General features: G+C 58.1%; 11 protein-coding genes. 5 read left to right on the forward strand and 6 right to left on the reverse strand.

All coding sequences use genetic code 11. The features are described 5' to 3' along the window. Window positions 1–1191 precede the first annotated feature (1191 nt). The 4 genes from AACY44_RS20080 to AACY44_RS20095 form a co-directional block, all read right to left on the reverse strand. A complete protein-coding gene (locus tag AACY44_RS20080; RefSeq protein ID WP_339416742.1) occupies window positions 1192–3024 on the reverse strand; it encodes an ABC transporter ATP-binding protein in 1833 nt (610 codons plus the stop codon). A gap of 83 nt (window positions 3025–3107) precedes the next feature. Further along, window positions 3108–3671 (reverse strand): peptidylprolyl isomerase, encoded by a 564-nt coding sequence (locus tag AACY44_RS20085; RefSeq protein ID WP_065873821.1) that lies wholly within the window; start codon window positions 3669–3671, stop codon window positions 3108–3110. Between the two features lie 3 nt (window positions 3672–3674). Further along, window positions 3675–4478: an alpha/beta fold hydrolase gene (locus tag AACY44_RS20090; protein ID WP_339427389.1), complete on the reverse strand. Its 804-nt coding sequence runs from the start codon at window positions 4476–4478 to the stop codon at window positions 3675–3677. Between the two features lie 14 nt (window positions 4479–4492). After that, window positions 4493–5416, reverse strand: coding sequence for a LysR family transcriptional regulator (locus tag AACY44_RS20095; RefSeq protein WP_339416736.1), 924 nt, complete (start codon window positions 5414–5416; stop codon window positions 4493–4495). A gap of 49 nt (window positions 5417–5465) precedes the next feature. On the opposite strand from AACY44_RS20095, the gene AACY44_RS20100 reads away from it, so the two are divergent. The 3 genes from AACY44_RS20100 to AACY44_RS20110 all read left to right on the forward strand — a co-directional run bounded on the left by AACY44_RS20100 (window position 5466) and on the right by AACY44_RS20110 (window position 7600). Further along, window positions 5466–5780, forward strand: a complete 315-nt coding sequence (locus AACY44_RS20100; protein ID WP_339416734.1) for a 3-phosphoglycerate kinase — start codon at window positions 5466–5468, stop codon at window positions 5778–5780. Between the two features lie 151 nt (window positions 5781–5931). After that, a complete protein-coding gene (locus AACY44_RS20105; protein WP_339427390.1) occupies window positions 5932–6531 on the forward strand; it encodes an FMN-dependent NADH-azoreductase in 600 nt (199 codons plus the stop codon). Window positions 6532–6733: 202 nt separating this feature from the next. After that, window positions 6734–7600, forward strand: coding sequence for a carboxylate/amino acid/amine transporter (locus tag AACY44_RS20110; protein WP_339427391.1), 867 nt, complete (start codon window positions 6734–6736; stop codon window positions 7598–7600). Window positions 7601–7713: 113 nt separating this feature from the next. Here the strand turns inward: AACY44_RS20110 and AACY44_RS20115 are convergent, their stop codons facing one another. Beyond that, complete coding sequence (locus AACY44_RS20115; protein ID WP_339416728.1) at window positions 7714–9012, reverse strand: mechanosensitive ion channel family protein; 1299 nt, start codon at window positions 9010–9012, stop codon at window positions 7714–7716. Between the two features lie 193 nt (window positions 9013–9205). Between AACY44_RS20115 and AACY44_RS20120 the strand changes: the two genes are divergently transcribed. Then, the gene (locus AACY44_RS20120; protein WP_065873815.1) at window positions 9206–10552 is read left to right on the forward strand and encodes a DEAD/DEAH box helicase; all 1347 of its coding nucleotides are present in this window, start codon (window positions 9206–9208) and stop codon (window positions 10550–10552) included. Window positions 10553–10602: 50 nt separating this feature from the next. Here AACY44_RS20120 and AACY44_RS20125 read toward each other — a convergent pair whose 3' ends face one another. Further along, on the reverse strand, window positions 10603–10878 hold the full coding sequence (locus AACY44_RS20125; protein WP_339416725.1) for a hypothetical protein: 276 nt from the start codon (window positions 10876–10878) through the stop codon (window positions 10603–10605). A 156-nt stretch (window positions 10879–11034) separates the two neighbouring features. Here AACY44_RS20125 and AACY44_RS20130 point away from each other — a divergent pair, with 156 nt between their 5' ends. Next, on the forward strand, window positions 11035–11424 hold the full coding sequence (locus AACY44_RS20130; RefSeq protein WP_339416723.1) for a transcriptional regulator: 390 nt from the start codon (window positions 11035–11037) through the stop codon (window positions 11422–11424). The last annotated feature ends 210 nt before the right edge of the window (window positions 11425–11634 follow it).

Consider the following 11634-nt stretch of genomic DNA (forward strand, 5'->3'; position numbering starts at 1 on the left):
AGCAAAATTACTATTTGGTGTATTGCGTGGTAGGAAATTACCGAGGAGGATTCTAGTCAGCTCACAAGATTAAAAACAATCAATAAATAATCAAGCGTTATGAAATACTCATGAGTCTTTATGAATTCAATTTTGTATGTAGGAAATTACCGAAATACTATGAGATCTGTCTGATGTTGATTTGCATGGCAGTGCCATACCACCCTCACAGCCCTTTGCAGTCCACGCGGAACGGGCCCCGCAGGGTGCCGAACGCAAAGTCTCAGCAAGTAAGAGTTTACCTGACGAAAGCTCGTATCGTTAGTTTGCTTATCAGGAAATGAGGGGGTTTGCGCACCCTCAGTTAACGAGCAGCTTTTCGCGGAAGAACAGGTAGAAAGCTACTTGAGTTGATCGTGGTTTATACGATTGCGGCAGCGGTAGCGAAATATTATGTTGCACATTGTCGTGAGCAACCTGTAACTACTGAGTTTAAACATCGTTGAAATAATTTGCATTATGAGCATGTGAATATGGTCGTTTTCGATTGCAGGCTGTTACAGCTTTGGAATCTGCTGTCGATTGATGGTGGGTAGAGGGTGGGATGGAAACTGCTCATCCAATCCCGGCTGTAAGCGTTGTAGGCCCACCGTACAAATTGTTCGAGTAGCCGATCATTCTCCCTCTGTAGACGCTCGTTCTCACCTTTCAAACGCGCAATGCAGTCGTGTGCCACTTGCAGTTCGGGACTGCTGAACTTGTTCGCCCGAACCGAAGTTGAGAGTGCCTGTTTGCGCAACATGAACGCGCGCTGAATTCGCTCATGTTTATGCAAGGTAAACAATGATAAACCCTAGGCTACAATTCTGTTTACGCAAAAAAACGCGCTTTTTTTTATTATATTTTCATCACGACTATTTACGTTTTAATAGAAGTCAGCCCTTCTGACAAACCCCGCTGACAACCTGCGCCACGATGTACACCGGTAATTCCCTGGCCCGAAACCTTCCGCCAACACGCGGCCAACACCAACCAAACCGTACCTAACCCCGCTGTGACTGAACGCTTGAACACGTGCAACACGTCCTTGATAGATCGCTCTACCGAATCAGTAAATCAGTGATGCTCCCTGCAGATTTACTTCCGCGCCCGTGTGGGCAGTGCACTGCGTACAGCACGATTGCGGCTCCCACAGGGGATCGCGGTGTTGTTTCAGTCGATACCGACGAAGCCACCCGTCTGGTGCTGCCACAACCGCGCATACAACCCCCCATGCGCCAGCAACTCGGCATGGCTGCCACTCTCGGCAATCAGGCCCTTCTCCAGCACCACCAGGCGGTCCATCCGTGCAATGGTCGACAAGCGGTGCGCAATCGCAATCACCGTCTTGCCTTTCATCAAGGTCTCCAGGCTTTCCTGGATCGCCGCTTCCACTTCCGAGTCCAGGGCTGACGTGGCTTCGTCCATGATCAAAATCGGCGCGTCCTTGAGCAGTACGCGGGCGATGGCGATACGTTGGCGTTGCCCACCGGAGAGTTTCACGCCGCGCTCACCCACGTGAGCATCCAGCCCTGTACGGCCTTCAGCGTCCGAGAGCAGCGGGATGAACTCGTCGGCGCGGGCCTTGTGCACGGCGGCCCAGAGTTCTTCGTCGGTGGCGTCGGGCTTGCCGTACAGCAGATTGTCGCGGATCGAGCGGTGCAGCAACGAGGTGTCCTGGGTGATCATGCCGATCTGTGCGCGCAGGCTTTCCTGGGCGACCTCGGCGATATTCTGGCCGTCGATCAGGATGCGCCCGCCTTGCAGGTCGTAGAGTCGCAGCAACAGGTTGACCAGCGTCGACTTGCCCGCACCGGACGGGCCGATCAGGCCGATCTTTTCACCGGCCTTGATCTCAAGGTTAAGGCCGCCAATGATCCCGCTCTTCTTGCCGTAGTGGAAATCTACCTGCTCGAAGCGCACTTCGCCCCGGGGCACACTGAGGCGCGGGGCGTTGTCGCGGTCGATCACGGCCAGTGGCTGTGCGATGGTTTTCAGGCCGTCCTGCACCATGCCGATGTTTTCGAAAATGCCGTTGACCACCCACATGATCCAGCCGGACATGTTGACGATGCGAATGACCAGGCCGGTGGCCAGCGCGATGGCGCCCACGGAAATCAGCGACTGCGTCCACAGCCACAGCGCCAGGCCGCTGGTGGTGACAATCAGCAGGCCGTTCATGGTGGTGATCACCACGTCCATGCTGGTCACCACGCGGCTGGCCAGCTGGGTTTTTTCAGTCTGCTCGATGATCGCTTCCTTGGCGTATTCCTGCTCGGATTGAGTATGGGCAAACAGCTTCAAGGTGGTGATGTTGGTGTAGCCATCGACGATGCGGCCCATCAGTTTGGAGCGCGCCTCGGACGAAATCACCGAGCGCTCCTTCACGCGGGGCACGAAATAGCGCAATGCCAGGCTGTAGCAGATGATCCAGCTCACCAGTGGGATCATCAGGCGCCAGTCGGCCTCGGCAAACAGCACCAGGGAACTGATGGCGTAGATCGCCACGTGCCAGATCGCGTCCACCGCAGCCACGGCAGAGTCACGCAGCGAGTTGCCGGTTTGCATGATGCGCTGGGCGATACGCCCGGCGAAGTCATTCTGGAAGAAGTTCAGGCTCTGCTTGAGTACGTAGTTATGGTTCTGCCAGCGGATCAGGCTGGTCATGCCGGGGCTAATGGTCTGGTGCACCAGCAGGTCGTGCAGGGCGCCGAAGATCGGACGCAGCAACAGGGCAACTACGGCCATCCAGATCAGCTCGGTGCTGTGGACCTGGAAGAAGTTGGCGGGCGGCGTGCCTTGGGCCAGGTCGATGATACGGCTCAGGTAGCTGAACAGCGCGACTTCGATCAATGCGCCGATCAAGCCCACCACCAACAGCGCGGCAAAACACGGCCACACCTGGCGCAGGTAGTAGAGGTAGAACGGCAGGACTTTATCGGGCGGGGCGGCGCTTGGCGCGTCGCGGAAAATATCGATCAGTTGTTCAAAACGACGATAGAGCATTAGGGTTGACGCCCGCCTGGCGGGCTCTCCTGTTCAAATGCGCGCGCAGCCTTGTGGGCTGCGCACGGAGCTTCCTGCAGACCTCAGTCGATGCGCTTGGCCGACTTGATGTAGACAGGATCGATAGGCACGTTCTGCATGCCTTGCTTGGTGGTGGTCTGCGAATTGACGATCACGTCGACCACGTCCATGCCCTTGACCACTTTGGCGAATACGGCATAACCGCGATCACGGCCTGGGTCGAGGAAAGCGTTGTCGGCCACATTGATGAAGAACTGGCTGGTGGCCGAATCCGGATCACTGGTGCGCGCCATGGACAAGGTGCCACGTACGTTATGCAGGCCATTGCTGGCTTCGTTCTTGATCGGCGCTTCGGTTGGCTTTTGCGACATCGATTGGGTGAACCCACCGCCCTGGACCATGAAGCCCGGGATCACACGGTGGAAAATCGTGTTGTTGTAGAAGCCCTTGTCGACATAGGCCAGGAAATTCTTGGTGCTGATCGGGGCCTTGACCGGGTCCAGTTCGATTTCAATGTCGCCGTTGGTGGTGGTGATCAGTACGTGAGGCGCCTTGGCGGGTTCGGCCGCCATCAGGTTGGCAGCGAACAAAACAGAACCGGCAAGAAAGGCGATTTTTTTCAGCATGGGTCAATGATCCTGGGTAGTGGTTTCGACTGTCTTTAGAAAATCGAGCAGCGTGGCGTTAAAGACTTCAGGTTGATCTAAGGGCGTGGCATGGCGGGAATCTCTGATCACCACCAGTCGCGCATCGGGCAGCAGTTTTACATAGTTTTCTTTTTGCGCCACGGGGGTGTAGTCGTGGTCGGCGCTGATGACCAGGGTTGGACAGGCAATCCTCGAAAGGCGTTCCTGCACACCCCAGCCTACAATCGCATCGAAGCTGGCGAGATAAGCACGTTTGTCGTTTTTTGCCCAGCGTTCGGCCATCTTGCGGCGCAGGTCGGCCTGGTGCGGGTTGGGAAACAAGCGGTCGCCCAGCGCCTTGCCGATAGTGGCGAGGCTGAACACGCGCGCCAGGCTCCAGCGCTTGGCCCACTGCCAGTAATCATCGGCGCTGCGTACCTTCACCTCCGGCGCGCTGTTGACGATGCACAGGCTCTTGACCCGCGCCGGTTCATCCACCGCCAGTTGGAAGGCAATCATGCCGCCCATGGATAAACCCACCACATGGGCGGGCGGCAGGTCCAGGTGTTCGATCAGCGCGAGCAGATCAAAGGTGAAGCCCTGGATGCTGTAGCGTTCGTGCGGTTTATCCGAGCGCCCGTGACCGCGCACATCCACCACGAGCAGGCGGTAATGTTTGGCCAGCACCGGAATCTGCAGCTCCCAATCCTGGCAACTTGAGCCCAGGCCGTGGATCAGGATCAGCGGGGTGCCGTGGCCGTATTCTTCGTAGTGCAGGCTGCATCCTTCGTGGTCGAACCAGGCCATGCATGAACTCCGTTTCAGGCTTGCCGGGGGGCGGCGAAAGGCGCGTCCAGGGGTGCCGTGTCAAAGGCGCGCAGCAGTTCCACGAGGATCTGCGTCGCCGGCCCCAAGGGTTTGTCTTTGTTGGAATACAGGTAGAACGTGGGGTGGCGGCTGCCACCTTGTTCCAAGGGTAGCTGCTTGAGCACGCCTTCGGTGAGTTCACGTTCGATCATATGCCGAGGCAACCAGGCAAAGCCCAGGCCGCTGCCCACAAAGGCGGCGGCGGTGGCCAGGCTGCCGACGGTCCAGCGCTGTTCGGCGCCGAGCCAGCCCACATCGCGCGGTTGCTGGCGACCGGAGTCGCGGATCACCACCTGCATCTGGCTTTCCAGGTCCTGGAAACTCAGTTCGCGATTCATGCGGTGCAGGGTGTGCTCGGGGTGGGCCACGGCGACAAATTCCACATCGCTCATTTCCGTGCCCAGGTAGCCGGGGATGCTAAAGCCGCAAATCGCCAGGTCGGCCACGCCTTCAATCAGCAGCTCTTCAACGCCCGACAGCACCTCCTCACGCAGGCGCACGCGGCAACCACGGCTCTGCGGCATGAAGGCGGAGAGGGCGCGTACAAGGCGCGCGTTCGGATAGGCCGCGTCCACCACCAGACGGACCTCGGCTTCCCAGCCCTGCTCCATATGGTGCGCGAGGTCTTCCAGCTGGCTGGCGTTTTTCACCAGTTGCCGGGAGCGGCGCAACAGCACTTCACCGGCGTCGGTGAGCACCGCCTTGCGCCCATCAATGCGCAGCAGCGGTACACCGAGCTGGTCTTGCATGCGGGCCACGGTGTAGCTCACCGAAGACTGCGAACGGTGCAGCGCTTCGGCCGCCTGGGCGAAGCCGCCATGGTCGACCACGGCTTGCAACGTGCGCCACTGATCGAGGGTAACGCGGGGCGCTTTCAAGATGGGTTCCTCTTGTCCTAAGCTGACAGCCCTTATTGGAGACTGCCGAATGAGAAAATTCTGTTGTGTGTTGCTGGCGCTGCTGCCGATGAGCGCATTTGCCTACCCCATCGACGTCAAAAAAAAGATCGACGGCGTCAGTATCGATTACACCACCTACGATGTGGACGGCGATATCAGTTCGATCCAGCTCAATAACTACGGCACGATTGACGCCGTATGCTCGGTAACCTTCACCAACGGCCCGGAATCACCGCGTCGCCGTACGGTCACGGTGCCGGCGGGAAAAAGCACGAACACCACGGCCAAGTTCAACCGCGCCATTATCAAGATGCGCATCGCCTTGGCTTGCGCGCCGAAGTAACCCGAGAGCGGAGCATGCCGACAGCGATACTCCGTTTATAAGCAGATTTATAGATGGGTTATAGCAGTTTTTTGCGCTTTTTAATCGAATTGGCTCTGTTTAATCTTCACTCCATCGAATTACAGCAATTACAGATGGAGCCTACAAAGCCATGTCCAATGTTCTGATCATCGAAAGCAGCGCCCGCCAGCAGGATTCGATTTCCCGCCAACTCACCCGGCAGTTCATCAGCCAATGGCAGGCCGCCCACTCGGCGGATCAGATCACTGTGCGTGACGTGGCCCTCAACCCGGTCCCGCACCTGGACGCCAACTTGCTCGGCGGCTGGATGAAACCTGCGGATCAACGCAACGGCAACGAGCAGGCGTCCCTGGAGCGCTCCGACGAATTGACCAACGAACTGCTGGCGGCCGACGTATTGGTGATGGCTGCACCGATGTACAACTTTGCCATCCCCAGCACCCTCAAGGCCTGGCTGGATCACGTGTTGCGTGCGGGTGTGACCTTCAAATACACCGCCACCGGCCCTCAGGGTTTGCTGGCCGGCAAGCGCGCCATCGTGCTCACCGCGCGCGGCGGCATCCACACGGGTGCCACCTCCGATCACCAGGAACCCTACCTGCGTCAGGTTATGGCATTCATCGGGATTCACGACGTCACCTTCATTCACGCCGAAGGGGTGAACCTGAGTGGGGACTTCCAGGAAAAAGGCATTAACCACGCCAAGGCGCTGCTGGCACAGGTCGCCTGATCTTTTAATCGCCAGATAATCCCTCGATGTTTATCTAGCTCCACGCAACCCTTCAAGTACGCGTATCGAACCTCCCTTTGCACTTTTTGCTCCTGAGTGCTCCTGCCCGACTGACGCATTAGCGAGGTCGGGTTTTTTTTGCCCCGAGTTTCTTCAATCGTCGAAAACCTTTAATGTCCCGCCCATTCGAAATGAGGCGCGCATGGGCTATCTACTGGTTGTCACTCTGATTCAGGCATTTTCCTTCAGCTTGATCGGCGAATACCTCGCCGGTCACGTCGACAGCTACTTTGCCGTGCTGGTGCGCGTGTTGCTGGCCGGGCTGATATTTATCCCGCTGACGCGCTGGCGTTCGGTGGAGCCAGCCTTCATGCGCGGCATGCTGGTGATTGGCGCGCTGCAGTTTGGCGTGACCTACGTGTGCCTGTACCTGAGCTTTCGCGTGCTCACGGTGCCGGAGGTGCTGCTGTTCACCATTCTCACGCCGCTGCACGTGACCCTTATCGAAGATGCCCTCAACCGCCGTTTCAACCCCTGGGCGTTGATCGCCGCGTTGGTGGCGGTAGCCGGCGCGGCGGTGATCCGTTTCGACCAGATCACCCCGCACTTCCTTGGGGGCTTCCTGCTGTTGCAACTGGCCAACTTCACCTACGCCGCCGGGCAGGTGATGTACAAGCACTTGGTCGCTCGTTATCCCAGTGATTTGCCGCACTACCGACGCTTTGGTTACTTTTACGTGGGCGCGTTGCTGGTGGTGTTGCCGGCGTTCCTGCTGTTCGGCAAGTCGAACTTTCTGCCGGAAGCACCGCTGCAATGGGGCGTGCTGGTGTTTCTTGGACTGGTCAGCACCGCCCTGGGGATGTATTGGTGGAACAAAGGCGCCTGCCTGGTCCATGGCGGCACCTTGGCGGTGATGAACAATCTGCATGTGCCGGTGGGGCTGCTGCTGAACCTGCTGATCTGGAGCCAGCACGAACCGCTGGGCCGCTTGGCCTTGGGTGGGTTGGTGATTCTGGGGGCGGTGTGGATCAGTCGGTTGGGTGTGCGAAAGGCGCCATTGTTACGCTGAACCCCTTGTGGGAGCGGGCCTGCTCGCGAATGCGGTATGTCAATCAGCACCTCTTTTGTTTTGCTGACTCATCACCTTCGCGAGCAAGCTCGCTCCCACAATAGGCCGCGTCGTTAAATCGATATTTTTTCCGGGGCCGGCAAATGACTGGCCCCGAGCACCGCCGGCAACATCCCTGCGCGCAGATCATTGCCACTCGGCTGCTGATACAAGCTCAAGCCAAACTCCGGCAATACCGCCAGCAGGTAATCAAAGATATCCCCCTGGATCCGCTCGTAATCCGCCCACGCTGTGGTGCGGGTAAAGCAGTAGATTTCTAGCGGCACGCCCTGGGCGGTGGTTTGCATCTGGCGCACCATACAGGTCATGTTCGGCTGGATGTCCGGGTGGCTTTTCAGGTACGCCAGGGCGTAAGCGCGGAAGGTGCCGAGGTTGGTCATTCGGCGCAGGTTTGCCGACAATTGCGCGCTGTTCCCCTGAGCTTCGTTCCAGGCCTTGAGTTCAGCCTGCTTGCGCCCGATGTAGTCGGTGAGCAGGTGCACCTGGGTCATGCGCAGTTCTTCATCGTCACGCAGGAAGCGCACACCGCTGGCGTCGATATACAGGCAGCGCTTGATGCGGCGCCCGCCGGAGGCCTGCATCCCGCGCCAGTTCTTGAACGACTCGGACATCAGGCGCCAGGTGGGAATGGAGACGATGGTCTTGTCGAAGTTCTGCACCTTGACTGTGTGCAAGGTGATGTCCACCACATCGCCGTCGGCGCCGACCTGGGGCATTTCGATCCAGTCACCGACCCGCAACATGTCGTTGCTGGTCAGTTGTACGCTGGCGACGAACGACAGCAAGGTGTCCTTGTAAACCAACAGGATCACCGCCGACATCGCACCCAGGCCTGAGAGCAGCAACAGCGGCGAACGGTCGATCAGGGTGGCGACAATAATGATCGCGCCAAACACGAACAACACCATCTTCGCTAACTGCACATAGCCCTTGATCGAACGGGTGCGTGCGTGTTCGGTGCGTGCGTAGATGTCCAGTAAGGCGTTGAGCAGTGCGCTCATGGCCAGTACCAGGAACAGAATGGTGAGCGACAGGGCCACGTTGCCGATAAACAGAATAGCGGTCTTGCTCAGGTCCGGCACCAGGTACAGGCCGAACTGGATCATCAGCGATGGCGTCATTTGGGCCAGGCGATGAAAGACTTTGTTGTGCCGCAGATCGTTGACCCAGTGCAGGGCCGGTTGCCGGCCGAGCAATTTGACGGCGTGGAGAATGAGATAACGCGCTACACGTCCAAGCAGCAGCGCCACGACCAGCAACACCAGCAGCCCGAGGCTGGCATGGAGCAATGGGTGTTGATCGAGGGTGCCCCAAAGGTCTTGGACGTTGATCCAAAGCTGTTTGATATCCATGGATGAGACCGATTCTTCTGTAAGACAAGACGGAGCGATTAGAGCATTTAAGTGCGACAAAGTTGACGTCATGGACAAATGCCCTGACAAAAAAGCAGATGATTAGTACCGTTCGCGTAAAGAAACTCGGTTTGGACGCCCGAAACCGGTAACCTATGCAGCTGTTTTTTTGTATTTCTTCGAGGTAGCACCCGTGTTTTCCCAATTCGCCCTGCACGAACGCCTGCTCAAAGCCGTGGCCGAGCTTAAATTTGTCGAGCCTACGCCGGTGCAAGCAGCGGCCATCCCGCTCGCGCTCGAAGGGCGTGACCTGCGGGTGACTGCTCAAACCGGGAGTGGCAAGACCGCCGCTTTCGTCCTGCCGATTCTGCATCGTTTGATTGGCCCGGCCAAAGTCCGCGTCAGCATCAAGACCCTGATCCTGCTGCCGACCCGCGAGCTGGCCCAGCAGACCTTGAAGGAAGTGGAGCGCTTCTCGCAGTTCACGTTCATCAAGTCCGGGCTGATCACCGGCGGCGAAGACTTCAAGGTCCAGGCCGCCATGCTGCGCAAGGTGCCGGATATCCTGATCGGCACCCCTGGCCGCATGATCGAGCAACTCAACGCCGGCAACCTTGACCTCAAGGAAGTTGAAGTGCTGGTATTGGACGAAGCCGACCGCATGCTCGACATGGGCTTTGCCGACGACGTGCAGCGCCTGGTAGCCGAGTGCGTCAACCGCCAGCAGACCATGCTGTTCTCCGCCACCACCGGCGGTTCGACCCTGCGTGAAATGGTCGCCAAGATCCTCAACAACCCTGAGCACCTGCAGGTCAACAACGTCAGCGACCTGAACGCGACCACGCGTCAGCAGATCGTCACTGCCGACCACAATGTGCACAAAGAGCAGATTCTCAACTGGCTGCTGGCCAACGAGACTTATCAGAAAGCCATCGTGTTCACCAATACCCGCGCTGCGGCCGACCGCATCTATGGTCGCCTGGTGGCCCAGGAATACAAGGCGTTCGTGCTGCACGGTGACAAAGACCAGAAGGACCGCAAACTCGCCATCGACCGCCTCAAGGCTGGCGGCGTGAAGATTCTGGTTGCCACTGACGTTGCCGCGCGCGGCCTGGACGTGGACGGCCTGGACTTGGTGATCAACTTCGACATGCCGCGCAGCGGCGACGAATACGTGCACCGTATCGGCCGTACCGGGCGTGCCGGCAACGATGGCTTGGCCATTTCGCTGATCTGCCACGGCGACTGGAACCTGATGTCGAGCATCGAGCGCTACCTCAAGCAGTCGTTCGAGCGTCGCACCATCAAGGAAGTCAAAGGCACCTACACCGGGCCGAAGAAGGTCAAGGCGTCGGGCAAGGCGGTTGGCGTGAAGAAGAAAAAGACTGACGCCAAGGGCGACAAGAAGAAAACCGGTGCCAAGTCGCCGACCAAGCGCAAGATCGCCAACCGGCCGAAGACCGACAACCTGTCGCTCGTGAGCAAGGATGGCATGGCGCCACTTAAGCGCCGCAAGCCGGAAGCACCGGCTGCTGAGTAAGGCTTGAGTGATGGAAAAAAACCGGACATTTGTCCGGTTTTTTTATGCCTTCAGCTTTTGGCTTTGGCGGCTGCTTCCTTGAGCTCCTTGAACCGGGCGTCGATCAACTGGCACTTGTCAGGAAACTCGGCGCTTTCGGTATCCAGATCCATCTTCTGCAGCTCGTCGTTTATCTCCTTGGCCTTGGTCGGGTTCTGTTCGGTCAGTTTGGCCACTTCCTGGGCCAGTTGTTCTCGCTTGGCCGTGGCCTCGTCTGGTGTGCAAGCCCAGGTTGGCAGAGCAGTCAGCAGCGTGGCGGCGATAGCCAGGTTTTTCAGGGTTTTCATGGAGAGACCTCCTTGGCGGTTATGTGCTGTTGAGGGCGCGAACGTCTGGAAAGTTCAGAGAAATGGCCCGCCGTCTATTTGGCTGAACGGCGGCTGACGTGACGGGTCACACCTCAAGACGGGCTACTTTTCCTTAAGCCTGCAGGAGGAATCAGGATGACGACTTACAACTGGGATCTGATCGAACGGCTGTTGCATGAAGTGCAGAACGGCGAGGGCAGCTTCGCGCCGCGCAAGTATGCCGAGCAGGAAGCAGCCGAGAAGGCAACGGCGGGCGACTCGACCGGCAACCTGGATGCGCTGAAAAGGACTGCTGCCGATTATGAGGCGCTGCTGTTCAAGCGTGGCTTTATTGAATCGCGCCCTGAGGAAGAGGGCGGTAATGGCGAGAATTTCATCCTGACTGCACTCGGTGCGCAGCTGCTGGCACTGATCGACAGTTCGATCCCGGGCAACGATCACCCGCGTCAGGTGTTGGATGAGCAGGCGGATGCGCTGGATCCGGCGACGTTTGCCGAAGTGGCTTCAAAAGCTCAGATTGCCTGAGCTCCCCTGTGGGAGCTTGCCCGCGGTGACAGCGTGTCAGTCGATATAATCGTTACTGACCCACCGCTATCGCGGGCAAGCCTGCTCTTATCAAACAAAAAATAACTCATTGTTTTTGCTCTTAAAATTTAAGCCGCTTTAACCAGCTGCAATCCAAGTTTGCGTGCCTTGCGTTCCAAGGCGCGCATCTGCCGATCACGGCTTCTTTCT

Origin of the sequence: Pseudomonas sp. RA_15y_Pfl1_P11 (assembly GCF_963970975.1) — a bacterium.
Classification (GTDB): domain Bacteria; phylum Pseudomonadota; class Gammaproteobacteria; order Pseudomonadales; family Pseudomonadaceae; genus Aquipseudomonas; species Aquipseudomonas tritici.